This is a genomic window from Mucilaginibacter sp. cycad4 (genome assembly GCF_034263275.1).
Lineage (GTDB): Bacteria > Bacteroidota > Bacteroidia > Sphingobacteriales > Sphingobacteriaceae > Mucilaginibacter.
This window is the reverse complement of sequence record NZ_CP139559.1, coordinates 760,302-786,070: the sequence shown is the minus strand read 5'-3', so window position 1 is coordinate 786,070 and position 25,769 is coordinate 760,302. Positions and strand designations below refer to the sequence as shown.

Below are 25,769 nucleotides of genomic sequence, written 5' to 3'. Positions count from 1 at the left end.
CTACCAATCCGGCTGATGAAGAGTTATGAGCGCGAATTGCTTTAGATTAAGCTGATAAAACAGGCTGATCATATACACCAGTCTATTTTCTTACAAAGAAACACAATTTCAGTCAATTTTATTAATCAGATCACATTCATAATTCAAACTCCATATAAGGAGTAGCACTCTTTCTTAAAATTAAGGTTAATAGCATTATATTTGCCCATGATTTCTTCGCAAAGATATGATCAGCGTGGCGTATCAGCCTCCAAAGATGACGTTCACAATGCCATAAAAAATATAGACAAAGGCATTTTCCCAAAAGCTTTCTGCAAAATAGTACCCGATATCTTAACCAACGATCCTGAGTATTGCAATATTATGCACGCCGATGGTGCCGGCACTAAATCGTCCCTGGCTTATACTTACTGGAAAGAGACGGGAGATATATCCGTATGGCGCGGCATTGCGCAGGATGCCATTATCATGAACCTGGACGACTTGCTTTGTGTTGGCGCAACGGATAATATCCTGCTATCATCAACCATCGGCCGCAATAAGGGACTCATTCCCGGCGAAGTTATTGCCGCAATTATTAATGGCACCGAAGAGATTTTAGCCGAACTGCGCGAGGCCGGCATAGGCATCTACTCCACCGGCGGCGAAACTGCCGACGTAGGCGACCTGGTACGTACCATCATTGTTGATTCGACAGTTACCTGCCGTATGAAACGCGAAGATGTGATCTCAAACCACCGCATTGAACCCGGCGATGTAATAGTTGGCCTTGCCTCGTACGGACAAGCCAGCTATGAAAAAGAATATAACGGGGGTATGGGCTCAAACGGCCTTACATCGGCCCGTCATGATGTGTTCAATAAAAACATTGCCGATAAATTCCCCGAAAGCTATGACGCGGCCATCCCTTACGATCTGATCTTTTCGGGAAGTAAAAACCTTACCGATGCCATTGATATCGGCAATGGCCAAACCGTAACTGCAGGCAAGCTTGTTTTAAGCGCAACCCGCACCTACGCCCCAATCATTAAGCAAATTTTAGATGGTTATCGCAGCCAGGTGCACGGCATGGTGCATTGCAGCGGCGGCGCACAAACTAAAGTATTGCATTTTGTTGAAGGTTTGCATATCATAAAAGACAACCTGTTCCCTGTACCACCACTGTTTAAACTCATCCATGAGGAATCAAAAACCAGCTGGCAGGAAATGTACAAAGTATTTAACATGGGGCATCGTATGGAGCTTTATGTACCCGAAGCCATTGCCACCGAACTGATCAGCATTTCAAAAAGCCTTAGTGTTGATGCACAGATCATAGGCAGGGTTGAAAAAGCAGATACAAAAAAAGTAACAGTAACCTCGGAATTTGGGGTGTTTAAGTACGAATAAATAGTTTTCACAATATAAAAATAGAAAGGCGCTTAGGGTAAACCAAGCGCCTTTCTATTTTTCACAATAAAACAAAAAAAGTCCCGACCAAATAGCCGGGACTTTTATATAACATATAAGTTATTCTTAGTTGAAGATATACCTTACACCTATTTGCGCCTGGAAGCGTGAGAAGGTGCTGATATCGTTTTGGAATGACTTAGTAACAGGAATTGCGTTATTTGCATCAAGATAAGGGAATGCATACTGAGCTTTGCCGGTTGTGGCATCTTTACCCATATACCTTAACACAGTAGTTGCACCGTTGTTGAAACCACTGTAAGATACTTGATATAAGCCCCAGTTACGATTCAACAAGTTGGTAAAGTTGATTACATCGAAAGTAAATTCTAATGTGTTTTTAGTTTTACCTGCCTGGATCATGAAGTCTTGTGCAAAGTGTAGGTCTAACCTTTTGAAGGTTGGCAATATAGCACCATTCCTTTGAGCAAACTGACCTCTGTGTGCACTTAAGTATGAATCCTGGTTAATGAAGTTGTTTAACTGGTTCCAGATTTGTGCTGGGGTACGAGTATCAACAGTACCGTTAGCAGCAGTTGGAGCAGCAACTAATGTTATGTCGCCCTGGCTTTTAGGGATGTACATTAAGTCGTTGGTAGCACCGTCGTTGTTCGGGTCATTGGCAGTAATGTAAGATACCGCACCGCTGTTAGCAGCTTCAAATACTAAACCAACTGTAGTAGCTAAGTTTTTAGCGTATTGTTTACGGTAAGATACGGTAGCAATGATACGGTTTGGTTGTACGTATGAGCTGTTTGAAATATTGTCGGCGTTAGGGTTACCGGCAACATACCTGGTGCTCCAGATAGTGCTTGCAGTTGAACCACCGTCGTTAACATCTTTCGATTTGGTATAAGTGTATGCAAAGCTTGCAGCAAAACCATTGGTGAAGCTTTTTTGTAACTGACCGGTAATGAAGTATGAAAAACCTTTTGAAGTATTCTTCATATAATATAAACCGGTAATAGCCGGGTTTTGTGCAGTTGCTGCAGCTGCAGCAGGAGTAGTATTTTTTAAATCGTAACGGATTTGACCTTCAGGGCCTGCAAAAGTGCTGTAACCATCAGAAAGAACAAGGTTCTGGTGATAAATTGCACGGATATCTTTAGTGTAAGCACCTTCGATTGTACCGATGATACCGCCAGGTAATTTTTGGTCGATAGCTAAGTTCGTTCTCCAGATTTTTGGATATTTCAGGTTTGGATCAGCAACGTCTAACTCATATGAAGTTGCAGCTACTGCGTTTGAAGGCCTGTTTTTGTTAACATTTGGATCAAACACTAACTGACCGGCATTAGCAGGAGTAGCATTTGCTTTGGTAATGGTGTATGAACCGAATAACAAACCGTTGTTTGACGCCTGGTTTGAGATCCATACAAATGGTACCGAACCGGTGAATAAACCAGAACCACCACGAACCTGGGTAGAACCATCGCCATTAACATCCCAGTTAAAGCCTACACGAGGTGATAACTGAACCCTGTTTTTCGGCAATTTAGAAACATCAACATGAGTACCGCCCTGAAAAGTTAGAGCTGCAGCATTTGAGTTTGCAGCCAAAGTAGTAGGGAATACATCATAATCAGCCCTTAAGCCGTAAGTTAACCTGAAGTTATCAGTTACGTGGAACCTATCCTGTACGTAAAAACTGTAGATAGAAGCTTTTATTTTAGCAAACGGGAATGAATTACCTACTGCAGAATAACGTAGCGTGTAAGCTGCTGCCGGCAAGCCGTTTATGAAGTCAGAAGCTGAGTTATAGGTATATAAACCATTGTAATCAGGAGCAAAACCATTGGTGTAGCTCTGGATTTGGTTACTGGTACCTATTGTAAACTCGTGTTTACCAGAGAAGATGGTTAAATCGTCGGAAAACTGGAAAATATTGGTATTTAACAAGTTTCCGGCTGTATAAAGCTCCGAACCAAAGCTGGTTGCTGTTGCGTTGGCAGCAGTTACTACGTTACCATTGGCGTCACTTGTACCGTTACCGATATCAACCATAGGAATAGTTGAGCTACCAAGGAAGTTACGGAAATCTCTTAAGGCAGAGTATCCAACAGTAAGTTTGTTTGAAACTTTGTTGCTGAAACGTGTATCTAACTCAATAATACCAATGTTAAAGTTGTTGTTGATAGTGTAACCTGAACCGTAGAATGGCAGGGTAGACACACCTGGTGCACGTGTAGTACCATAACCAACACCGCCATTAACAATACCTGAGTTACTTGCAGGCTGATCTTTAAATGATTTTAAGTAAAAATACTTAGCACTTAAAGTGTTGTTTTTATTGATGTTCCAATCAATCTTAGCAGTTAATTTATTGCTTGATGTACGGTAGTTGTAACCTTGGTAAACACCAGGATCATAACCAAAAGTTGCAAGTTTTTGTTTGATAGCATCAAGTGTAGAAGCTTGTACCTGTGATACGTTTGCACCACTTGCGCCTGAACCGCCAGCTACATAAACAGCTGAAGGTGGTTGAGTGATTCTTTCCTGCTCACCAGATACGAATAAGAATAATTTGTTTTTGATAATCGGGCCGCCTACAGCAACACCATCTGTATGGTAATTTACGTCAGTTACGTTCAGGTTGGTTGGGCCAACATGGTAACCTTGCAATTTTGAACCACGGGCAAAATAGTAAGCAGTACCTTTAACTTCATTAGTACCTGATTTTACCACAGTGTTAACACCTGCACCGGTAAAGTTACCCTGGCGCACGTCATAAGGGGCAATATCAACCTGGATCTGGTCAATCGCGTCTAATGAAATTGGCTGTGAACTTGTTTGACCACCCAATGTACCTGATAAACCAAATGAGTTGTTGAACAAAGCACCGTCAACAGTAATGTTATTGAAAGTACTTGAACGACCGCCAAATGATAAACCATTTGCAGATGGAGTCAATTTAGTAAAGTCGGTTAATGAACGGGCAATAGTTGGCAGGTTTTCAATTTGCTGACGGCTGATGGTTTCGCGGGCGCCGGTACGTGAAGAGTTGATCACTTTACCTGCAGTACCTCTAACAGTTACCTCTTTTAATGAAGTAGTGTTATCAGCAAGTTGGGCAGCGATTCTTTGATCCTGACCAATTGAAAGGTTAATACCTTCCTGAACATAATTTGCGTAACCAATAAAAGTTACTTTGAAAGTGTAGGGGCCACCTACTCTTAAGTTAGGGATGTTGTAACGGCCGTCGGCACGGGTTACAGTTGAATACACAGTACCTGTTGGGATGTGTGTAATTGTTACGGTTGCACCGGGAATAGCACCTTTAGCATCGGTAACGGTACCGTTAATGCTGGCGGTGGTTACACCCTGGGCTAATACGCTCTTACCAGTGAAGAACGAAAAGCCGATGAGAAGTAATAAAAGAAGGTAATGCTTCCTCATAAATTGCTTTTTTATTATACGTTTAATTAATTGGCGCAAAGATAATTAATGAACTAATTACCAATGTTAAGTTAACGTTAACAATTATTATATATTTATCAACATTTTACATTATAAGCATAAAAACCATAAAACAATCGTCAAAAGCGATGAAAATATTGCAAATAATATGGTTTAAATCATATCCGGACTTAATGATTATATTACACGTTTGCTTTTATGACACAGCGCAGATACAAATAACCGCCGGCAAGTCATATATACCGGCAGTACATTTTTTGGTTTCAGCCCTTTTACTTAGCTTTGGCATTCAAAAAATAGGGGCCTGCGGAAAAACCACAAAAATCCGCACAGCTTATTTACCTTTGAAACGAAATTAAAGTATATCAATAATAATATGGATTACGATGTAATTGTTATTGGGTCGGGCCCGGGTGGCTATGTTGCTGCTATCCGCGCTTCCCAGCTTGGTTTAAAAACCGCCATTGTCGAAAAAGAATCATTAGGCGGTATCTGTTTGAACTGGGGTTGTATCCCAACCAAGGCTTTATTAAAAAGCGCCCAGGTTTTTGAATACCTTAACCACAGTGCCGATTACGGTATTAAAATTAACGGCGCCGGCGAAGTTGATTTTGCCGCAGTTGTTAAAAGAAGCCGTAACGTTGCCGATGGCATGAGCAAGGGTGTTCAGTTTTTGATGAAGAAAAACAAGATAGATGTTCTTGTTGGCTTTGGTAAATTGAAAAGCAAAGGCGTTGTTGAAGTTAAAGCTGCCGATGGGTCAGCTAAAACTTACAGTGCAAAACACATTATATTAGCAACAGGCGGCCGTTCGCGCGAATTACCTAACCTGAAACAGGATGGTAAAAAAGTTATCGGTTACCGCCAGGCCATGGTGTTACCTCAACAGCCTAAATCGATGGTTGTAGTTGGTTCGGGTGCTATAGGTATTGAGTTTGCTTATTTTTATAACTCAATAGGTACAAAAGTTACTGTGGTTGAGTTTTTGGATAATATTGTTCCGTTGGAGGATGAGGATGTATCAAAAGGCTTAAACCGTATCCTTAAAAAACAAGGCATCAACATCATGACCAGCTCAAATGTGGAGTCGATTGATGCCAGCGGAGATCTTTGCAAGGTAACTGTAAAAACAGCTGCCGGTACTGAAGTACTTGAGGCCGAGATTGTTCTTTCTGCAGTAGGTATCGCTACCAACCTTGAAGGCATCGGCCTTGAAGAAAACGGCGTTAAAACCGAGCGCGGTAAAGTATTGGTTGATGATTTTTACCGCACCAACGTTGAAGGGGTTTATGCTATAGGCGATATTGTGAAGGGTCAGGCCCTTGCTCACGTAGCATCTGCCGAAGGTATTATCTGCGTTGAAAAAATTGCAGGTCAAAATCCGCATCCGCTTGATTATAACAACATCCCGGGCTGTACTTATTGCTCGCCTGAAGTTGCTTCTGTTGGTTATACCGAAAAAGCAGCTAAAGAGGCAGGTTATGAAATTAAAGTGGGTAAATTTCCATTCTCGGCGTCAGGTAAAGCAAGTGCTGCCGGCGCCAAAGATGGCTTTGTAAAAGTGATATTTGATGCCAAATACGGCGAATTCTTAGGCGCTCACATGCTTGGTTACAATGTTACCGAAATGATTGCCGAAGTAGTCACAGCCCGCAAACTGGAAGCTACCGGTCACGAGATCATCAAATCGGTACACCCTCACCCAACCATGAGCGAAGCTGTAATGGAAGCCGCCGCCGAAGCTTACGGCGAGTGTATCCACTTGTAAGCCCCCTAACCCCCTAAAGGGGGAACTATAGTTCATTATAGCCATAAATTGATGTATTAAGCATTTAATTTATGGCTATTTTTGTTTTCAAACATTCTCTATGGACTATCGTCTATTGACCATCGACTAAAAAAATGAAACTACACACCATCGATACCGGCTTTTTCAAATTAGACGGCGGGGCTATGTTTGGCGTTGTTCCGAAAACCATCTGGAACAAAACTAATCCTGCCGATGAAAACAACCTTTGCACCTGGGCCATGCGCTGCCTGCTGGTTGAACATGAAAACCGTTTGATATTAGTTGATACAGGCATAGGTAATAAGCAAAGTGAAAAATTCTTCAGCCATTACTACCTTCACGGTAATGCAAGTTTGGATAGCTCGCTGGCTTCGCTTGGTTTTCACAGGGATGATATTACCGACGTATTTTTAACCCACCTGCATTTTGACCATGTAGGCGGCGCTGTTGTACGGGATGGCGAAAACCTGCTACCTGCTTTTAAAAATGCTACTTACTGGAGCAATCCCAAACACTGGGACTGGGCAGTAAACCCCAACGACCGAGAAAAAGCGTCTTTTTTCAGAGAGAATATTATACCGATACAAGAAAGCGGCCAATTACAATTTGTTGATGCTGAAGACGGTATTGATTTTATGAAGGATTTTGATATCCGTTTTGTATCCGGCCATACCGAATCAATGATGCTGCCGCTTATCAATTACAAAGGAAAGCAGATCCTGTACATGGCCGATCTGTTGCCGTCTGTCGGGCACCTGCCTATCCCCTATGTAATGGCTTATGATATGTTCCCACTGCAAACACTTGCCGAGAAAAAGCTCTTTTTAAACGAGGCTTTGGAAAAAGAATATGTACTATACTTTGAGCACGACCCAGTTAACGAATGCTGCACTTTACTGGCAACAGAAAAGGGCATCAGGGTTAAGGACACGTTTAAGCTAAGCGACCTATGACCGTTGATTGGTTTTGATTTCGATGATTCCGTTGATTCTTTATATAGAGTCTATTAATAATTTTCACATAAGGATTGCAAATGGCATTGATAATCAAATTATTAGATTTAAGCTTTGTGCATTATGCTTTTAGCTTTTATATAACTCATAAAACACAAAAGGCATCCCTCGCGGATGCCTTTGTCAATTGATCGGTTTAGGTAAAAAGCCTCGTCAATTATTTCAGAGCAGCCGGATCATAAAGCTCAGTCGCGTTTGCAGCAGCTAACCTCTAATCTCCAACCTCTGATCACTATGAGAAAGGTTTAGGTATAAAGAACGCTCTTTCTTCGGCAGGTTAAAGCGGTTAACCACTAATCGCCAGCCTCTGATCTCTTCAATAAAAAGGTTTAGGATTTTGAGTTATTTGTACTCTTCCTCAAAAATCTCCAATCACAAACCTTAACCATGATGCATAATTTATCAGGATTTCATAACCTGTTTACAAATTTTATACACCAGGATATTTCAATTATTCGCCTTTAGTGGTGGCGCCGCCTTTGCCCTGGTTTTCGATCTGCAGTTTTTTAAGCATTTCGGTACCAATCAGCGCATCTATCATACCGCCGCTACCGCCGTCTTTACCGCTTACCAGTATCTCAGGAACCAACCTGATGCCCGCGGCAGCCAAAGCTTCGGCTACACGTACTATGGCATATTGTTCGGTACCCATGGCTTCGGTTTTTTGTTTGGTAACCTCGGCTTCTGATAAACCTATGGCTTTGATCTTGGCACCTTCGGCCATACCGTTCACCTCTGTGGCATTAGCGTCGGCTTTGGCATTCACAGTTTTGGCTTCGGCATCAGCTTTGGCTATCGTGATCCTTACCTCGGCATCGGCCTTGGCGTTGATGGTTTTAGCTTCTGCCTCACCTTTTGATGCGGCAACCCTTGAAGCAGCCATTTGGGTGTTGATCTCAACCTGGCGGGTTGATTTCACTACCTCAGGCTGCATATCGGCCCCCGCACGGGCGCTTTCAAACTCCTTACGTTCAATCTGCGCATGACGCTGAATCTCGTAAGTAACCTTTTCCTCTTCGGCCAGTTTACGATCGGTAAGGGTTTTCATCAGTGCGGCCGGCGGCACGATGTCACCTATCAGGGTATCCACACCAATTACGTTATAGGTTTCCAGTACACGGCCAATGTGCTCGCGGGCATCTGTTTGCCTTTGGATACGATTGGCCAGGAAGCCGATCACATCACTTTTTTGGGCCGAGTTACGGAAGTAGTTGGCAATGGTTGGTTCCAGTACCTGCGATACCAGGTTTTTCATTTTACCGAACCTCGCTATCACTTTCGGTGCTTCGTTGCGTGGCACGTGGATGATCTGTGACACATCAAGGTTAAAAGTAAAACCATCGCTTGACCTCACCGTAATGGTACACAGGTTTTTGTCCAATTCGTGCGATTCGGTACGGCTGTCGGCCCAGTTCAATACGATGTTTGTTGTAGGTACAATTTCAACGGCGTGGGTATAGATGTTTACCGGGTGCTTGCCCGGGTCGAGCGGTTCGTCCCAAACGCCTTTTTCGTTCCGTTTAACAATGTTACCATGCTTAAAATTATCGCCGCTGGTATCCTTGCCTTCGGGGCCTACGAACGAGTTAACAACACCTACATAACCAATCGGGATATAGATCATATCCACCTGTTCAACGCTCACAAACCACGGGTTAAGGTAGTAGGTACCTGCCAGTATCACATCTTCCTGCAAACCTTTACGGCCGCCGGCTGTGATAAAAGCTATTGGGTCCTGGTAGTTCTTATGCCCGGCAACTGATTCGCCTGCTATCTCGCCCTTATTCAGCGGTTCACCATCCAAAGTGGTAATAATCCCCACCTTGTTTTCATGGATCTGGGTTATGGGCACCATCTCAATATCAAACAAAAATGCGTTGATACGGTAGCTACCCGGTGTAAGGAATGCGGCCTGCGGGCCTTTTTGACCATTGTTATCCAAAAATGCTACCGCATCCTGAAACTTATCACAATCAACCGGCTTGCCCAGTACACGACCGGTATCAAAGGGGGCGCCGTCTTTAGCTTTTACAAGGCCCAGCTTGTTTTGCTCAATAATGGTAAAGGGCTGCATGATAATGGTATACTGCCATGGCCACATTTTCCAGTACAGGCCCGGCGCAAGGGCACGGCCCTGCATACCAGCTTCACCTTTGGTAGCAATGATACGGCCATCGGGCAGGCGACTATTACCTGTAAGGGCAAACTTCTTTATCACCAACCCGATACGATCGTCAGGAACGATGACCATACCGCAAAATACGCGCAAAACAAATTTGTACATCAGCAATAACACTATGACGGGTATAACCCACCACAGACTAACAATTAGATTGTCCATTTTTTTAAAGATTGTTTTTGATTTTTTTAACGGAACCCTTAAGGTGCGGGCCCTCACAATACTTATAGCTTACCTGGAAGAGTACCTTGGCTATATAGTGTCATTAAGACAGTTGTAATTATGCTTTGTTACGAAAAATCTTAAAAATATTTTAGGAGTACCGTCAAATACATGTAATTAGTTGATACACAGAAAGTAAATTTTATAACGATTTTCAGGAAACATTTTACGACTGGCTTAGTTAAACAAGTATCATATTGTTTAATGAATATTTAACATTACCGCTATGAGTATCCCCAAAGACACCAAAAAAGAAGGCACCAGGATAAGTCCAACAGAAGCGGGTGGACAAAAGGCCAAAGAGATCAAAACCGAAGGCCCGCTAAGTGAAAAAGACGAGGTGAAGCAGGCTGAAGAGCGTACCAGGAAAGGCACAAAAAAATAATAGTGTAAAGTAAATAGTACTAAGTCTCGAGTCATAAGTCCCCTTCTCTTTTCTCTATACCTGAAACTTAATACTTAACTCTTTAGACTAAAGACTAAGCCTTGGCTGAGTCTCGCCTTCATTCGCGCTTTCAATTTCAAAAGCAATTGTATAGTTTTATCCAAACATTTTCTGTTATGATAAAACAAGGCTTTTTATTGTTTGCTGTTGTGGTGTTTTTTATAGCATCATGTAAACCTGAAGTTTCGGTTAGGACGCTTACCGGTAAATGGAAATATATAAAAATTGAGCATCCAAATGCAAGTCCGCCGGATACGGTAAAACAAGCCGAGTTGGATGCTAACGTACCTTATATCCAGTTTACGCCCGAAATGAAATTCCTGATTGTGTGGGGCGGCAAATTCTTGTCGCACGGATCTTTTACGCTGAATGGCAGTAACATGAATGTAACCGAGAAACTCCCTGATGGCAAAACCCGAAATTTTGTTTTTTACGTTTCGGAACTAACCGAAAACAAGATAGTTTTTGAAAGCACCGGCCCAGATGGCTCAAAGGTAACCGCGCTGCGGGCAAGTAAATTTTAACAATTTCAATCAGGTAAATCCTTCAATCCTAAAAATCAAGGTTCAATGCGCCACCACAACATCATTACTGGCCTCAACCTTGTTTTTTATAAACCGCTTGCCAATAAATACAATCAAGAGTGCCAAAATTGATGAGGCTGCCATAACTGCCGCCATAGGCAGTGAGCTGTGTTGTTTTATTACCGAGATACCTATAGATGATAAGGCCCCCACGGCCATTTGCGATGCGCCTAATATTGCAGAAGCCGAACCCGCATTTTTAGTAAAGGGAGCAAGGGATAATGCAGATGTATTTGGGGCACAAATGCCAACACAGCACAATACCCCAAATATCATAGCTATGGTACCACCTATCCCGAACCAATGATTTAATGAGCCTGCCAAAAACATGATGGAAATAATCACCATTAAAATAAGTGATGCGCCTATCATTTGTTCGCTTTTGTATTTTTTTATCAGCACGCTGTTTAGCTGACTTGAACCGATAAATCCTACCGAAAGCCCGGCAAAGATCCAGCCGAACTGCTTCTCGCTTACTTTAAAGCCCTCAATAAACACAATAGGCGATGACGAAACATAGGCAAACAAACCCGCGAATGCGAACGCGCCGCCTATGGCATAAGTTACAAACTGAGCATCTTTTAAAACTGTTATAAAGTGCCCTATGATTGGTCCAGGTGCTAAGGAATAAGCAGGATCGGGCTCATAGCTTTCAGGGAGCCAGAATATGACTGCCAGCAATATCAGCACTGCTATAATGGTCAACACCAGGAAAATGATCTGCCATTCAAAAGCCGCGGTGATGTAACTGCCTGCGGTAGGGGCCAGCATTGGCGATGCACCGAGCACCAGGATCAGCAATGAAAATACCTTGGCATTATCCTCAACCGGAAACAGATCGCGCACCATGGCCATAGCCGCCACGCTTGCTGCACAACTGCCTACCGCCTGGAAAAACCGAAGCGCGATAAGCATTTCGAGTGATGATGAAAAAAAACACCCCATCGATGATACGATGTAAAGTCCAAGCCCCCAGTACAATGGGTTTTTACGACCAAACCTGTCAAGCAAAGGTCCGTAAAGTAATTGCCCGGCAGCGATGCCAATAAAATAGCTCGATAATGATAGCGCTACCTCATCGGTGCTGGTATGCAGGTATTTGGCTATGGCTTTAAAGCCTGGCAAGTACATATCGATAGAAAAAGGGCCAAGTGCCGTGAGCGAACCCAATATAAGGATTAGTACTGTATATTTTTGTTTGGTCATGTTTTTTGTTGATGGTTGATGGTTCATGGTTGGTAGTTCATGGATCATCGCAATATTGGATTATAGTATGGGATGGTTTTTCAATGTTCAAGCAATCATTCATAGGCTTATCACCATGAACTATGATCCATGAACTACAGCCCCCTAAAACGCCTCGCCTAAATTAAGACTTATTGACGAGAAGTTTTTGCTCACTCCATAATCGAGGCTGATATTGGTGCCCGCTTTTTTATTGAACTTAAAACGCAGGCCTGTGCCGCCAGCCGGGTGCCAGTATACAAACGCATGGTTCTCGGGCTCGGTAACCGAGTTTACGTTGGCAAATACCACAAAGCCCAATAAACCATTGCGGGTGATATCGCGGCGGTATTCAGTTTCAAAGTACACCAGCCTGTCGCCCCGGTAACGGCTTTGCGGAAATCCCCTGCCCGACCGCTGATAAGGTTCCCAGCCAAGGCTTGGCAGGTTAAGATATGGTGTGCGCGGCGTAAGTGTTGTCCAGTAATAAGCCCAGAAAGCCAGCACGTTTTTAGGTCCGGTGTTGGTTAGCTGTATATACTTGCGCATATCAATGTATAATGACCGCCAATCGGTGTGGCTTCCAAACGCCTTGGCATTAACCCGGTAAACCACGTTGGCATAAGCCCCGGGCAGCGGATTAATAGAGTTTTTGCGCGAATCGTACAATAAATTGAGTGTTATGCCCGATGAAAAAGCATCCTGATCAGCAGCGGTGCCATATTTATAGCCGGTAAACTTACGCAGGTTTTGATCGCCGTTGCTTTCAATATCCATGTAATAGTCAAGATTATAGCCTAAACCCGCATAAAAGTATGGCTTTACCTGCTTTAATACGCTTTGATAAAAGCGGAGGTAATTATAATTTATCAAAAACTTATCTCCTGCCCCCTGGTTGCCCCCTAAGCCCCAGGTATATTGCGGATAAACCATCAGCCGGGTATCGCCCTGTATATTCCACTCGTTATTATTAAGCCAGATATTTGACCGGATAGGCAAGCCATACCTCCCTTTCAAATTAAAATAAGGAGTAAAAGTAAAGCTTGATAAGTTAGTAGTGGCCTCATCACCGAGGTAGAACCCCGCTGTTGTTGAAGTAAACAATGCTTTTCCTCCGCTCCGCCCGTCAGTTGTTGAGGTAGGAAAAACAGAAAAGTAGATTTTCTTTCGTTCAGTTGCCTGGTGCCGGGGCTTTATTTTAAAAAGCGAACGTACAATGTCAATAACATCCCGTTGCGGTACTGTATCTTTTTTTATGCTGATGGTATCGGTAACCGGCTCCTGAGCCAGCACCATTGCCGGAATCAAACATAAAACTATTACAGATAACCCTTTTACCATCGTGCTTTAAACGAAAAATATTGCCTTGCTGTTTGGCCGTTAATAAGTTTAATAACGGATAAAACAGGGCAATCGCTTCAATTTAGCTAAATTTTAATTTAAATAAAAAAGGCCTGTAATTATTAAAAGTTACAGGCCTTTATAACAACCATTTAAATTAATGATAGGTTGTTTGTTTAGTTACCGTGGTTTTAGTTGTAGTATAATGGTGATGGGGATGTGCCCTGCGCCAGGCAATGCGTGCTGCGCGTTTTCTTTTTTCCTCGCGCCTGCGGGCCTCGTTACCGATAATATAACCGCCCCCGGCACCCAGCGCGCCGCCAACTACGGCGCCGCCTGCACTATGCGTAATAAGGCCACCCGCAATTGCACCGCCTGCTCCACCTATGATTGCGCCTTTGCCTTGTTTACTTATTCCCTTTTTCTTTGTTGTTTGTGCGTTGGCAGTGACACTGATGGATAGCATCAGGCCAATTAAAAAGCACATATATAAAGTACATTAAATATTTACAATTAATTTAGCTAAATTCTTTCCGAGATCATTTTCAACTTTGAAATCCTGCATAAAGACGTCAAAGCTATTGATCCGGTCTTCCAGATTGTGAACATACCGATTATGAGTAATCTTCTTTCTCATATACCACCAAACCCGCTCAATGGGATTCAGGTCGGGAGAATACGCTGGAAGGTATAGTAATTCTATCCTGTGCCTGTATCGCTCCAATATCGGTTTCAGTCTTTTGGCGTGATGGTAGGGCACATTGTCCAGAACCATTATCACCTTACGGTTCCGGTACATTTTCGCCACCAATAGCAGGAAACTAAAAAAGCTGACAGTATTGCCTTTGTCGGCTTTACCGGTGATTACAATCCCGGTTTCAGGTTCAATACAACCAAACAAAGTTTTCCTTTCTCTTTTTCGTTGCTTTTGATTTATTTTCGGCTGCTTACCTTTTTCTGCCCACATATACGAAACTGTAGCTGTGTTTGACAAACTTGCTTCATCCTCAAATACGATTACCGCATCAGCTTGCCGAAACTCCCGGAGTTTTTTTTAAAACATTTACCTTTTCTTCCCTGTCCTGTGCTTCGGGATACAGGCCTTTACCCTTTTGAAATGTCAAACCTAACTTCTTTAATATATTGTATATCTGCGCTTTTTTATATTCAACCTGATATTCCTTCCTGATCAGTTCAATCAATAACGGCCCTGTCCAGGTGGCGCTGTTAAATCCATAATCATCGGGCTGCTTATTTAACAATACAGCTTTTATCGATTGTAGCTCATCATTCGTAAGCCGGTTATTTCTTCCCGGTTTTACCTTATCTATTAATGCCTCTATCCCGCCTTCATTTAAACGGTTTACCCAATTGCAAATCGACTTAAAAGACGTTTCGTAAATCGATTCCAACTCCTGTGGCCGCTTACCTAAAGAAACCTGGTAACAGGCGTATAATCTTATCGCCTGTTGATACTTCTCGTCTTTCCTCAATAGGGATCGTAACTCTTCTGAAGTATAATGTTCTATTTTTAATGCTACTTTGCTCATGTAAGCAAGTTACATTTTTTTTCTTTAATTGTAAAAATATATTAGACTTTATATATATATCATTAGCTTTTTCATAATGGTATGTATTTAATAAGTGTTACCACAAAACACTCATACAAATAGCAGACCGTTATCAAAAATAACAGCTCAAAAATTCAATAACTGAACATTAACTGACAAAATGTTATTTCAGGAAAGCCATTACAGCTTTTGAAAATTGGGGAGTGCGGCTGGCGCTGTTATGATCGCCCGGAACGTGAACAAGCTTTGAGCCGGGAATGAGCTTATGAAGAGCAACCTCGTCGCCGTTATCGTGATCTTCGGTTCCGTCAATGAGCAGCACCGGGATTTTTACCTTTCCTAATTCCTGTTTGCTGGTTGATGGCTGCCACTTTTGCTGATAGGCCAAAGCAAGTTCATCAAAAGGGTTACTGTGGATGTATTTGATCATCCCATCAACATCATGAAAGCTGGTATCGCCCATTAAAGCCTTATAAGCATGAATCCTTCGCGGCCATTCGGGATTGGTATAAGCATCGCCCATGCCACCCATTACCGCCTTTTGAACCCGTTTATCCAGTACAAACACGCGCGAAGTAATGATGGATCCACGGGAGTATCCAACAATATCATATCGTTTCAAGCCAAGGCTTGTGGCCAGGCCCATGATGTCTTTGGCTTCAGCGTCATTAGCATAACCGGCATCGTCGTGGGGCTTGTCCGACCAACCGTTGCCCCGCTGGTCCAGTATGATCACTTTATAACCAGCCGTTAACAGATCATTATAAAGCTGTCCTTTTTTCCAGCCTTCGCCCGTGCCCGAAAAACCATGTACCAGTATCACCGGGAAGCCATCGCCTTTCACTTCATAATGAATTTTAACACCATCAAACGAAGTATAATAGCTGCCGGGAGCAGTAACCGGCTGCGCTAATGCACCATTGCCGGTGATCAGCATAAAAATTAACAGCGCTAAACTTGCCGATAGTTTTTTGATAACAAACATATTTTTATTTAATAAACAGGTTAATAACAGTTACTCCCACAAGCCCTATAACAGAAACAAGCGTTTCCATTAGTGACCATGATTTTATAGTATCCTTAATACTTAAATTAAAATACTCTTTATACAGCCAAAAACCCGAATCGTTTACATGCGAAAACGCCAGGCTGCCAGCTCCAATAGATAATACCATTAAATTGGGATTGACATGGTTTTGCAAAACCAGCGGCGCGACAATGCCTGCGGCTGTTAGGCCGGCAACTGTTGCCGAGCCCAAACTAACGCGAATAATAGCGGCTATCACCCAGCCTAATAACAGCGGCGGCAAATTGAAAGATTGCAGTTGCGATGCTATCTGGCTGCTTACACCGCTGGCCGTTAAAACTTCCTTAAACGCTCCCGATCCTGCTATGATCAATAATATCAACGCCACATCCTTCACAGCATCGGTAAAGTTGCCCGCAAGCTGGCCCATGCTTTTACCTTGTTTAATACCTAAAGTATAGGTGGCAACCATAAGCGCTATCAGCATAACAATTGACGGATCGCCAAGAAATGTGATAAGCTTTGATACGCCCGGATCCTTTATGTTAAGATATGGAAAAAACGCGGTAAGCATTAAAAGCAACACCGGCAATAAAGCTGTAAAAAAGCTATTGAACGCACCGGGCAGCTTTTCGGCAGGCAATTCTTCGGCCCGGAAAGTAGCCAGCGGCTCCGACGGGATCTTTTTAAGAAATTGTGCAAACACCGGTCCTGCAAGTATAATAGCCGGAATAGCTATCATAAGCCCGTAAATAAAGGTAGTTGCCATATTAGCATGAAATAAGGCCACTAATGCTGATGGCGATGGGTGCGGCGGCAAAAAACCATGTGTTACCGACAGCGAAGCCAGCATAGGCAAACCTATATAAACAGCAGGCAGTTTATATTTGTAAACTACCGAAAATATAAGCGGTACCATCAACACGAAACCAATACCATAAAACAGCGGAATACCTATAATAAACCCGGCGGCTACCAGGGCCCATTGAATATATTTTTCGCCTACAGCAGCAACAAGCACACCAGCTATTTTTTGCGCTGCCCCGCTCACAGCAACAAGCTTACCCAGCATAGCTCCGAGGCAAATAATGATAAGCAGCTGGCCTAAAATATCACCCATGCCTTTTTGCACGGAGGCGGTTACTTTATTAATGGGTATGCCCAGCAACAGGCCTGCTATTATCGAAACAATGAGGAACGCAATAAAGGGATTTATTTTTACCAGGCTCACCAACAAAACCAGTAAAACAATACAAAAAAAGATAGTTAACAGTACCATTAAGTTATAGGTTATGTGTGGCCAGCGGTGTGTAACCAGCGTATTGTACACCCGCTGCTGCCAACTAAAGTAATAACAAAATTTGAGTTTAGTGTTTTTAATGATAAAAGCTTTATTAACCCCACCCCAGGTGTCAATAAACCCTTACTTTTGTCATTATCTATTTAAAAGCAAGCGATTTGTGTAACTAATATACAACGTGTTGCTATTTATAGCATTGTTTCATTAATTTTATAAAAAATAGTTTTAATTTTGCATTAAAGTTTTATCCGATTAAGATTAAACCCAAACCACTATTTTACAGGATACTGTAACTTTAACGCATACTTTAATACCTTTTCGGCATTTATTTCTTTAACTTTTATTATGGTAAAGCGTATTTTAGTATTGGATGACAATCAAGACATACTTGATATTGTTCATGAAACCCTCACTTATGAACAATTTGAAGTTAAAAGCACATCAATAAGCACCGACGTGCTTCCGCTGATTGAGAGCTTTGAACCTGATCTTGTTATACTTGATTACCGGGTGGCGGGTACCAATGGCGGCGAAATTTGCCGAAACATAAAAGTACACCCTAAATTTGGCAATACTCCCGTTATTATATTCTCGGCCTATGTGAACAATGAAAATGAGCTTATCAGCTACGGGTGCGACGCAATAATCAATAAACCATTTGATTTGACCGAACTTGTTGAAAAGGTTAATAACCTGCTTTAAAAAACGCACTCCCACCCTCAACGGTCAATTTTCTTCTCTCCTTGCATTGTTTATTTAACCTTTATTTCATCTCTTTCTTTTGCTAAACCGGGGCAATAATTATAAAAAAAGCAAAGAAAGCGCCTTAAAGCATTCAGCGTTACAAATACAGCATATTTTTAACGTATAAATTGATTAATTATCAATATTTAAATAGCATAGTTAAAATATTGGTAATTATTTTAACTTTGTTTATAGGTTAAAAGCAAAACAATTAATTAAATACAATAAGCCCCTGATTGTATTATGGTACTATCAATAAACGAACGCGAGAAAACGGAAGTAAAAAAGGCGCCGATATGCCCAAGGTGTAAATCGGAGCTGGATAACCGTGTGCCCAGAGGCTTTTTTGTGAAAAAAGTCCTGTTTTTTCTCCCCTTAAAAAGGTATATGTGCTATAAATGTCAGCGCAAGCGTTATGTATTACGATAATTAATTTAATTAATTTCATAAAAAGAAATTAATACCTACTTAAAAGTATTTTTCCTTATTTTCTTCTTCACCAATAATATAGATATTGTATTTTGGCTTCCCGTTATTTTAAAACCCGTGGAAGAAAACGAAGCCAAGTCAAAAAAGAAATATTATTGTTCAAAATGCGGAAACCCTTATCACTTCCAGATGCGAAGAAATTGGTTTTTAAAAAATGTCCTGTTTTTTGTACCTGTCAGGAAATACTTTTGTGCGAAGTGTAAAAAGTCGGCTCACGTTTTTATCAAATAATTTTCAATCAACCAATTTTTTGGGATGTATTTATATCCTGTAACTTCAGAAAAATGCAGATAACCTGCATTTACACTCCTTTTACTGTTATTTTGGAACACCGACCTTATTTGTATACAATAATATACCTGTTGTATACCGTTATAAGTACAGAATTACAGAGCATTTCTTTATAAAACCCGCACAAAATACAAATTGGGGATTAAGATAGTTAAGCATAATACTTGGTATAAAAATTGCTTAACCTGTTTTAATATTGAATAAGGCCTTATCGCATTGAGAAATTTTTTTTGCTGATACATTTTTTAACAGATTACCTATGCGACGGATATTAGCGGTGGACGACGACAAAGATATTTTAGAGATCATAAAATATATACTGGAAGATTCAGGCTATGAGGTTGATACCTTAACTGAAGGCAGAAATTTGTTTGACCGGATAAAGCAACATGAACCCGATTTAATTTTGCTTGACATTATGCTTGGCAACTTAGATGGGCGTGAACTTTGCAAAGCCCTTAAAAACCATCAGGAAACTAAAAACATACCTGTTATATTAATTTCGGCCAGCCATAATCCGGGTATGCTCAGCCAGACCGGATCGCCCGATGATTTTATAGCCAAACCTTTTGATATTGATGTTTTGCTAAATAGTATAAACAGGCAATTAAGAAGTGCCGCCTGATATACAGTATATGCCCCAAAAAAACGGAGCAGACGAATACCCGCCTACCCCGTCAAATCAAAACAAAACTAAAAACTAAGCATTTATATTAAATGCATTTTCCCGTTTAGCGCGGTTACGCAGCTTAAAGAAAATGACAAGGTTTAGGAAATGCATACCGCCCAATATTAAAATTATCCAGCCCACTTTATAACTCAATACCTCAACTACTACCTGCATACTGGCTATACTGCCATACTCCTTAAGGGCCAGGCTCATATAGCCTATGTTTACCAGGTAAAAGCCTACCACCAGCAGCTTGTTTACAGAATCGGCCAATTCATGGTTGCCGTGAAAAATATCTACTAAAAATATACGCCCGTTTTTAAACAGCACCTTAGCAACCCATACGGTTAATGCTATACTTGCCAACAGGTAAATAACATAGGTTAAAATAAAGTAGTTCATGATGTTAAAGATTTAGTTATTATTAATTATTTAGAATTTTCAGTAAAAATTGAAATTTTTATTTAAAAAATTATTTAAACACTTTCAATATCGAACCAAAAAACCAGTTCTCTTCGGCCTTGAGCATGGTATCAAGTGTCTTGTTCACGTTGTTAGCCAGTTTATTTATATCAGTAACCGTGGTTTTAAATGTTTTATAAGCCGGATCTTTTGCATCGCCATCTACCCCGGCCAGCTGATCAAGTATTTTAATGATCGGTGTAAGCTCGCGCTTTTTACGTTCTTCGGCAACGCGGCGGGCAATAGTCCACACATCTTTTTCAGCATAAAAAAACTCCTTGCGCTCACCTGTTTTATGCTGCTTTTCAACCAACCCCCAATCAATCAGGTCGCGCAGGGTCATGTTGGCATTACCGCGTGATATGCTCAACTCGGCCATCACTTCTTCCGTAGTCAAAGCCTCCGGCGAAATCATTAGCAAAGCATGTACCTGGGCCATGGTGCGGTTAATCCCCCACTCCGATCCCAGCTTACCCCAGGCCTCAATGAACTTTAACTTTGCCTCTGCCAATTCCATGCACAAATATAAACAAGTTTTTAAACTTTCAAAAAAAAATGAAAATAAGGTTAGAGGTTAGAGGTTAGTGTCATAGAGGTTAGAGGGGAATGCGCTTTCACTTGCTTTGTTTTAAAAAATGCAACATACATATACACTATATTAGCTGCACAGGGGGGCAAACGTGTTGTAGAACACCCGGTTTACCAAAACAGCCCTGCCAAGTTGTATTAAATTACTTGACCACCACTATAGCCATACCATCATGCTCCTTGGTACCTACCGTTTGTATAATAGTGGCTGTTATCAGTTCGTTAGCGGCAAGCGCTTTATTAAAACGCTGTACTCCAATAACCCTTTCATCATCGCAATTATCATCAAGTACTTTGCCTTCGCGGATCACATTATCAGCAACAATAAGGGTACCCGGCCTGGAAAGCTTAAGCGCCCATTCAAAGTATTCGGTATAGGGTGGCTTATCGGCATCAATAAAGATCATATCAAACGGGCCTTCATCTTCGGCATCAAGGGCAGCGAGGCTCTCCATTGCTTTGCCTACTTTAATATCAACTACAGGATCCAACCCTGCTTTGATGATATTCTGGTGGGCAACATCGGCATAAGCCTGCTCCAGCTCAAGGGTAATGAGCAGACCGTCTGCAGGCAGCGCGCGGGCCAGCCAAATAGTACTGTAACCACCAAGCGTACCTATTTCGAAGATCTTTTTTGCACCGCATAAACGGGCCAGTACCTGTAAAAACTTACCCTGGTTAGCCGATACATTGATGCCCGGAATACCGGCGTCCTTCATAGATTTCAAAGTACCTTTCAGCACCGCATCTTCATCGTCAAACAAATTACCTATATACTGATCAACCGATTCAAAAAGTGAAGTATCCATATTTGTTTATTGGGTGTGATAAAATTAAAACTATTTACCGAAAACCACTTTACCTCCTGCCACCGTCATTGTAACTTTTATATCGTAAATTTTATTGGGATTAATAGTGGTAGGGTCCTGGTTAAGCACTATCAAATCGGCCAGCTGACCGGCTATCAGCCTCCCTTTTTTGCCTTCTTCAAAAGTGGTATAAGCGCCACCGTAGGTATAGGCTTTGATGGCATCCTCGGCATCAATACATTGATTTGCACCTATCACTATCCCGCCATCCTTTGTTTTACGGTTAACGGCACTGCCCAGCCTGATCATGGCCGGGTAAGGGGAGATAGGCGCATCCGAGTGCAGGGCGTAAACAATGCCCATATCCATAGCTGTTTTAGTTGGGTGCAGCAGGGCCATGCGTTTTTCGCCATACACCTGCATTTTTTCGCCAAGTTCATACATATAGCAATGGAATACAGGCACAATTCCATCGGTCTTTATCTTATCCAGGATCCCCTGGCTGGTAATGCTGCAATGCTCAATCCGGTGACGGGCCTCACCACGCGGATATGCTTTTTGTGCTTTTTCAATGGCCGAGATCACCATATCTATCTCGCGGTCGCCGTTGGAGTGGCAGGCTATCTGCAGCCCGGCCTTATGGATAGCCAGGAACAGGCTGTCAAGCGATGCCTGGCTGCGGGCTGCCGGAATGCCATAATAATCCTTTTTACCTGTAACCGGGTTGATCATATCATACGGCTCATAAAGCCAGCAGGTTTTACCGCTTAAGGAGCTACCGTGTACAACCTTTACCCCTTCAATGCGTAAATGCCCGGTATTACTTCGTTGTATTTTACCGCTGATGAGGTCGGCTGCGTATGGGGTCCCCATCAGCAGGTTAAAACGCATCGGGAAGCCTTCGGCAACCAGTTTACGATATACCTTTACTCTTTCAGGTGTTGTCCAGGCATCGCCTATACTGGTTACCCCGCTGGCCAGCACGTTGTTGAAATACTTACGATAACCTTCAATTTCCTCGTCGGCGGTTGGCTGAGATGGATATTTTATTTGTTTTGATTTGCGCAGATAAGAAGCAGCCACCTCCTTACAGATCCCATCAGGGCGCTTGCTGTTGGGGTAACGCTCAAATGCACCACCTGCCGGATCATCTGTATTTTCGTCGATACCATTCATCTCCATCAGTAACGAGTTTGCCGCCGAAAGGTGCCCGCTTACATGCGAAATAATGATGAGATGATCGGTAGAAGCCTTATCCAAACTATCACGGATGGGCTGCCCGCCCAGTTTAGTTTCATTATATCCCACGCCCCTGATCAGCATACCTTTAGGGATAATAGCTGCTTTACGCTTGAGTAAGGTAATCAGGTTTTTCATGGAGGTCACGGTGTCCAGTTTAAGCGTTGAATAAGGCTTATCAAATGTATAAAGCGGCGCCGGATGCTGGTGCACATCATTAAAGCCCGGCAGCACCGTTTTCCCTTTCAGGTCGATAACTTTTGTTCCCTTGCCAATGTATTTGCTAATGATTTGAGCCGAACCTTCGGCAATGATCTTTTCACCAGCTATTGCTATAGCCTGCGCACGGTCGCCCTTTTGTTTCAGGGTGATGATATTACCATTGGTTAAAACGAGGTCGGCTTTTTGAGCAAAAGCGGATACAGATAGTATTAATAAAAATGCCAAAAGGCAGGTATATTTCATGTTAATATAATAAACAATAATTAAACAAAAAGCAGCGGAACAGCCTCAATAGTAAACTGTTCAGGATCAAACACCATGACCCCGTTGTTGAACAGGCAACGCGCAACGCAGGGTCCATAAAGCCATTGTAACTGATGGGATAATTTGTATTTGCCAAAAGGATTACGTTCGATATGACCTTCATTGCAAATGCTTACGCCTTCAAAGTGCATGTGACCGCTAAAGCCGGTGCGGCAACCATTTTCCTCAATAAAGCTCAGATGCTCATGATAGGCATCGGCTACCTGCGGAAAGCTGGCTTTAACGCCGTGCAGATCGGGGTAGGCAAAATGTGAAAAGAATACCTTATGCCCGTTAAAATCGCGCACAGCAAATTCGGGAACGGATTCCAGCCAGGCTTTATCCTGCGCGGTCATCAGGGCATTAAGTTGCACCTCCTCAAATAAAAGCACACGGCCATCGCTCCATTTTTTACGTTCGAAAAAATCAAGCTCGTACCAATTTTCCGGGAAGCCTAAACCGCCGTCATATTTGGGCAGTTTTTTTACCTGGTACAGATCGTTGTTGCCAATAACTACTGTGCTGCAATTGGCCCTGATCATGGCAATACATTCGTGCGCGCTGCGGGTATCAAGGTAATAGTAGGTATTGACCTTATACCCCGCAATATCTCCAAGGCAGATCACCTCGGTACAGCCGGCTTTTTCCAATACATCAAAGGCCTTGCGTAAGGCTACAATATCTTCGTGGATATCGCCTAAAATACCTATTTTCATGTTTGAGCTTAAAGCAGAAGGCTGAAAACTTAATGCTGTTCACCCCTTGCTGTCATTATTTTATACGCTGGTGTTCAGCCTATTTAGTTCTGTTTGTTCGACGGCCAATGGCTGTATGGCTACGCTGTAGTCGGCCCGGTATTTGGTTATCCCGTCAACAAAAACATGCGATACCGAAGCGAATGATTTTTCACTGCTAAATGCAACCAGGTCTGCTTTTTTACCGACTTCAATGCTGCCGGTTTCGGCGTCAAAGTTTAATAACCTTGCGGGGTTTAATGATACCATGTTAACCGCTTTACTCGGATTGATTCCATTACCCATCATTTTAACCACGCTGCCCAGCATGGTTGGAAAGTGATAATCGCTGCACAGGATATCGCACAGGTCCTCGGCCATGGCATCAATACTTGAAAGGTTGCCGCAATGCGAGCCTCCCCGGTAGTAGTTCGGAGCACCAAGACAGATCCATAGGCCAAGCTCTTTGGCCTTACGGGCTGCGGCTAATGTGGTAGGCATTTCAGATAAAGTAGCTCCGTAATATTTTCCTTCCTCTACGTGTTCGATAGTAGTATCGTCATGGCTGCCAAGGATATATTTATCCTTAAACGTTTCATATATCTGTGCACGGTTATTGATCTTGCTTGTTTTATCCATTTGCTTTTGCAGGCGGGCCATAGCTTCATCGGGGGTTATTCCAAAAGCTTTGGTACGCAGCTCGATCTGCTGTTGCAGCGTGTATTGCCTTTGGCCGGGGATATGATCATTATAAACCACCATGTACAAACTTTCCAGCTGGCGCATAGGCTCCAGGTAATCAGGTAATCCCTCAGAATTTGGATCGATACGGGCATGCAGAAAATGGCGCACCAGCAGCGAATGGCGGGCAACATCAATCTGACGCGAAAGTTCCATAGCCTCACCCAGGCTCCTGTTTTTTTCTTCATTATCTGAAAAACTTACCGCGCTGAACACCGTGGTAATACCACAGGCCGCTGCACGTGTATCCATAAAGTGAAGTGCAAAAGGCAGAGGAAACCCTGCGCCCGAACGCGGATAAAGCTCTTTTTCCAGGTAATCGGTATGGATATCAATACAGCCGGGAATAAGCCACCGCCCTTTCAGATCAATACCTTCGGGATAGTATTTATCCTTTATTATTTCGGATATAATACCATTTTCAATCATAACCGAGCCTGTAAAATCCTCAGTCGGCGTAACAATACGCGCATTGGAAAGCAGATGCGTGTTCATTTAATTATTAATATATTTTATCGATGGTAAAAATATATTTCAATTGTTAGCGCGATATTAGGTTGAGGTGAGAGGTTGATTTAGTTGATTGGGTGAGTAGCTTTCTTAAAGATATCATACGAGTAAACATCAAGGCAACCTGAAAAAAAATCGTTATGACATGTAAAATGTATTTTAGGGATGTTGTGCGGGGCCGCGTTAGGGGTTGCAGTGAAAGCCCACAGTGCGGGTTGGCTTTGCGGGCAGGAAAAGCGAGGACTTGTAACGTGAGCCCGGCCCGTTAGCTAACGGGAACGCTCAAGCTTATAAAGCCGATCGAAAAACATACCTAATAATCAACAACTTAAAATCATGTCATTATAAAGAACGAAGCAATCGCACGGAAGCAAAATCGCTCTGTATAGCATGCGATTGCTCCGTT

The 25,769-nt window shown here is 42.5% G+C and carries 22 protein-coding genes; 7 read left to right on the top strand and 15 right to left on the bottom strand.

The features are described 5' to 3' along the window. Positions 1-207: 207 nt before the first annotated feature. Positions 208-1,389 carry an AIR synthase related protein gene (locus SNE26_RS03330; protein ID WP_321557956.1) on the top strand — a complete coding sequence of 394 codons (1,182 nt, stop codon included), beginning with the start codon at positions 208-210 and terminating at the stop codon, positions 1,387-1,389. A 126-nt stretch (positions 1,390-1,515) separates the two neighbouring features. Here SNE26_RS03330 and SNE26_RS03325 read toward each other — a convergent pair whose 3' ends face one another. After that, positions 1,516-4,845, bottom strand: coding sequence for a TonB-dependent receptor (locus SNE26_RS03325; protein WP_321557955.1), 3,330 nt, complete (start codon positions 4,843-4,845; stop codon positions 1,516-1,518). A 397-nt stretch (positions 4,846-5,242) separates the two neighbouring features. Here SNE26_RS03325 and lpdA point away from each other — a divergent pair, with 397 nt between their 5' ends. Both lpdA and SNE26_RS03315 read left to right on the top strand, forming a co-directional pair. Continuing rightward, entirely contained in the window at positions 5,243-6,634 is a 1,392-nt protein-coding gene (gene lpdA, locus SNE26_RS03320; protein WP_321557954.1) for a dihydrolipoyl dehydrogenase, read from the top strand. Positions 6,635-6,768: 134 nt separating this feature from the next. Next, positions 6,769-7,608, top strand: a complete 840-nt coding sequence (locus SNE26_RS03315) for an MBL fold metallo-hydrolase (protein WP_321557953.1) — start codon at positions 6,769-6,771, stop codon at positions 7,606-7,608. 511 nt (positions 7,609-8,119) lie between these two features. Here the strand turns inward: SNE26_RS03315 and SNE26_RS03310 are convergent. Beyond that, the gene (locus SNE26_RS03310; protein ID WP_321557952.1) at positions 8,120-10,009 is read right to left on the bottom strand and encodes an SPFH domain-containing protein; all 1,890 of its coding nucleotides are present in this window, start codon (positions 10,007-10,009) and stop codon (positions 8,120-8,122) included. A 286-nt stretch (positions 10,010-10,295) separates the two neighbouring features. Here SNE26_RS03310 and SNE26_RS03305 point away from each other — a divergent pair, with 286 nt between their 5' ends. Continuing rightward, positions 10,296-10,454 carry a hypothetical protein gene (locus tag SNE26_RS03305; RefSeq protein ID WP_321557951.1) on the top strand — a complete coding sequence of 53 codons (159 nt, stop codon included), beginning with the start codon at positions 10,296-10,298 and terminating at the stop codon, positions 10,452-10,454. Positions 10,455-10,630: 176 nt separating this feature from the next. After that, positions 10,631-11,038: a hypothetical protein gene (locus tag SNE26_RS03300; RefSeq protein ID WP_321557950.1), complete on the top strand. Its 408-nt coding sequence runs from the start codon at positions 10,631-10,633 to the stop codon at positions 11,036-11,038. A gap of 42 nt (positions 11,039-11,080) precedes the next feature. On the opposite strand, the gene SNE26_RS03295 is transcribed toward SNE26_RS03300, so the two are convergent. The 7 genes from SNE26_RS03295 to SNE26_RS03265 all read right to left on the bottom strand — a co-directional run bounded on the left by SNE26_RS03295 (position 11,081) and on the right by SNE26_RS03265 (position 17,540). Further along, positions 11,081-12,352, bottom strand: a complete 1,272-nt coding sequence (locus SNE26_RS03295; RefSeq protein ID WP_321557949.1) for a multidrug effflux MFS transporter — start codon at positions 12,350-12,352, stop codon at positions 11,081-11,083. 96 nt (positions 12,353-12,448) lie between these two features. Continuing rightward, positions 12,449-13,663 (bottom strand): hypothetical protein, encoded by a 1,215-nt coding sequence (locus SNE26_RS03290; protein WP_321557948.1) that lies wholly within the window; start codon positions 13,661-13,663, stop codon positions 12,449-12,451. A gap of 157 nt (positions 13,664-13,820) precedes the next feature. After that, positions 13,821-14,150: a hypothetical protein gene (locus SNE26_RS03285; RefSeq protein WP_321557947.1), complete on the bottom strand. Its 330-nt coding sequence runs from the start codon at positions 14,148-14,150 to the stop codon at positions 13,821-13,823. A 12-nt stretch (positions 14,151-14,162) separates the two neighbouring features. Beyond that, complete coding sequence (locus SNE26_RS03280) at positions 14,163-14,681, bottom strand: IS630 family transposase (protein ID WP_321560020.1); 519 nt, start codon at positions 14,679-14,681, stop codon at positions 14,163-14,165. 7 nt (positions 14,682-14,688) lie between these two features. After that, positions 14,689-15,213 (bottom strand): helix-turn-helix domain-containing protein, encoded by a 525-nt coding sequence (locus SNE26_RS03275; RefSeq protein ID WP_321554978.1) that lies wholly within the window; start codon positions 15,211-15,213, stop codon positions 14,689-14,691. A 184-nt stretch (positions 15,214-15,397) separates the two neighbouring features. Beyond that, positions 15,398-16,219, bottom strand: coding sequence for an alpha/beta hydrolase (locus SNE26_RS03270; RefSeq protein WP_321557946.1), 822 nt, complete (start codon positions 16,217-16,219; stop codon positions 15,398-15,400). 4 nt (positions 16,220-16,223) lie between these two features. Further along, on the bottom strand, positions 16,224-17,540 hold the full coding sequence (locus tag SNE26_RS03265; RefSeq protein ID WP_321557945.1) for a gluconate:H+ symporter: 1,317 nt from the start codon (positions 17,538-17,540) through the stop codon (positions 16,224-16,226). A 366-nt stretch (positions 17,541-17,906) separates the two neighbouring features. Here SNE26_RS03265 and SNE26_RS03260 point away from each other — a divergent pair, with 366 nt between their 5' ends. Together SNE26_RS03260 and SNE26_RS03255 are read left to right on the top strand one after the other, a co-directional pair. Beyond that, complete coding sequence (locus tag SNE26_RS03260; protein ID WP_274987560.1) at positions 17,907-18,263, top strand: response regulator; 357 nt, start codon at positions 17,907-17,909, stop codon at positions 18,261-18,263. A gap of 1,081 nt (positions 18,264-19,344) precedes the next feature. Beyond that, positions 19,345-19,710: a response regulator gene (locus SNE26_RS03255; protein ID WP_321557944.1), complete on the top strand. Its 366-nt coding sequence runs from the start codon at positions 19,345-19,347 to the stop codon at positions 19,708-19,710. A gap of 75 nt (positions 19,711-19,785) precedes the next feature. On the opposite strand, the gene SNE26_RS03250 is transcribed toward SNE26_RS03255, so the two are convergent. From SNE26_RS03250 to SNE26_RS03225, 6 genes are all read right to left on the bottom strand, one after another. Next, the gene (locus SNE26_RS03250) at positions 19,786-20,157 is read right to left on the bottom strand and encodes a hypothetical protein (protein WP_321557943.1); all 372 of its coding nucleotides are present in this window, start codon (positions 20,155-20,157) and stop codon (positions 19,786-19,788) included. Between the two features lie 70 nt (positions 20,158-20,227). Continuing rightward, positions 20,228-20,734 (bottom strand): GbsR/MarR family transcriptional regulator, encoded by a 507-nt coding sequence (locus SNE26_RS03245; RefSeq protein WP_188834748.1) that lies wholly within the window; start codon positions 20,732-20,734, stop codon positions 20,228-20,230. 214 nt (positions 20,735-20,948) lie between these two features. Further along, entirely contained in the window at positions 20,949-21,614 is a 666-nt protein-coding gene (locus SNE26_RS03240) for an O-methyltransferase (RefSeq protein WP_321557942.1), read from the bottom strand. A 30-nt stretch (positions 21,615-21,644) separates the two neighbouring features. Further along, positions 21,645-23,318, bottom strand: coding sequence for an amidohydrolase (locus tag SNE26_RS03235; protein WP_321557941.1), 1,674 nt, complete (start codon positions 23,316-23,318; stop codon positions 21,645-21,647). Between the two features lie 20 nt (positions 23,319-23,338). Then, positions 23,339-24,094, bottom strand: a complete 756-nt coding sequence (locus SNE26_RS03230; RefSeq protein ID WP_321557940.1) for a metallophosphoesterase family protein — start codon at positions 24,092-24,094, stop codon at positions 23,339-23,341. A gap of 60 nt (positions 24,095-24,154) precedes the next feature. Then, complete coding sequence (locus SNE26_RS03225) at positions 24,155-25,348, bottom strand: alpha-D-ribose 1-methylphosphonate 5-triphosphate diphosphatase (protein ID WP_321557939.1); 1,194 nt, start codon at positions 25,346-25,348, stop codon at positions 24,155-24,157. Between the last annotated feature and the right edge of the window lie 421 nt (positions 25,349-25,769).

Excerpts from the sequence above, each read along its gene's own strand:
- SNE26_RS03330 (WP_321557956.1), top strand. The coding sequence starts at position 208 with ATGATTTCTTCGCAAAGATATGATCAGCGTGGCGTATCAGCCTCCAAA.
- SNE26_RS03325 (WP_321557955.1), bottom strand. The coding sequence starts at position 4,845 with ATGAGGAAGCATTACCTTCTTTTATTACTTCTCATCGGCTTTTCGTTC.
- lpdA (WP_321557954.1), top strand. The coding sequence starts at position 5,243 with ATGGATTACGATGTAATTGTTATTGGGTCGGGCCCGGGTGGCTATGTT.
- SNE26_RS03315 (WP_321557953.1), top strand. The coding sequence starts at position 6,769 with ATGAAACTACACACCATCGATACCGGCTTTTTCAAATTAGACGGCGGG.
- SNE26_RS03310 (WP_321557952.1), bottom strand. The coding sequence starts at position 10,009 with ATGGACAATCTAATTGTTAGTCTGTGGTGGGTTATACCCGTCATAGTG.
- SNE26_RS03305 (WP_321557951.1), top strand. The coding sequence starts at position 10,296 with ATGAGTATCCCCAAAGACACCAAAAAAGAAGGCACCAGGATAAGTCCA.
- SNE26_RS03300 (WP_321557950.1), top strand. The coding sequence starts at position 10,631 with ATGATAAAACAAGGCTTTTTATTGTTTGCTGTTGTGGTGTTTTTTATA.
- SNE26_RS03295 (WP_321557949.1), bottom strand. The coding sequence starts at position 12,352 with ATGATCCATGAACTACCAACCATGAACCATCAACCATCAACAAAAAAC.
- SNE26_RS03290 (WP_321557948.1), bottom strand. The coding sequence starts at position 13,663 with ATGGTAAAAGGGTTATCTGTAATAGTTTTATGTTTGATTCCGGCAATG.
- SNE26_RS03285 (WP_321557947.1), bottom strand. The coding sequence starts at position 14,150 with ATGTGCTTTTTAATTGGCCTGATGCTATCCATCAGTGTCACTGCCAAC.
- SNE26_RS03275 (WP_321554978.1), bottom strand. The coding sequence starts at position 15,213 with ATGAGCAAAGTAGCATTAAAAATAGAACATTATACTTCAGAAGAGTTA.
- SNE26_RS03270 (WP_321557946.1), bottom strand. The coding sequence starts at position 16,219 with ATGTTTGTTATCAAAAAACTATCGGCAAGTTTAGCGCTGTTAATTTTT.
- SNE26_RS03265 (WP_321557945.1), bottom strand. The coding sequence starts at position 17,540 with ATGGTACTGTTAACTATCTTTTTTTGTATTGTTTTACTGGTTTTGTTG.
- SNE26_RS03260 (WP_274987560.1), top strand. The coding sequence starts at position 17,907 with ATGGTAAAGCGTATTTTAGTATTGGATGACAATCAAGACATACTTGAT.
- SNE26_RS03255 (WP_321557944.1), top strand. The coding sequence starts at position 19,345 with ATGCGACGGATATTAGCGGTGGACGACGACAAAGATATTTTAGAGATC.
- SNE26_RS03250 (WP_321557943.1), bottom strand. The coding sequence starts at position 20,157 with ATGAACTACTTTATTTTAACCTATGTTATTTACCTGTTGGCAAGTATA.
- SNE26_RS03245 (WP_188834748.1), bottom strand. The coding sequence starts at position 20,734 with ATGGAATTGGCAGAGGCAAAGTTAAAGTTCATTGAGGCCTGGGGTAAG.
- SNE26_RS03240 (WP_321557942.1), bottom strand. The coding sequence starts at position 21,614 with ATGGATACTTCACTTTTTGAATCGGTTGATCAGTATATAGGTAATTTG.
- SNE26_RS03235 (WP_321557941.1), bottom strand. The coding sequence starts at position 23,318 with ATGAAATATACCTGCCTTTTGGCATTTTTATTAATACTATCTGTATCC.
- SNE26_RS03230 (WP_321557940.1), bottom strand. The coding sequence starts at position 24,094 with ATGAAAATAGGTATTTTAGGCGATATCCACGAAGATATTGTAGCCTTA.
- SNE26_RS03225 (WP_321557939.1), bottom strand. The coding sequence starts at position 25,348 with ATGAACACGCATCTGCTTTCCAATGCGCGTATTGTTACGCCGACTGAG.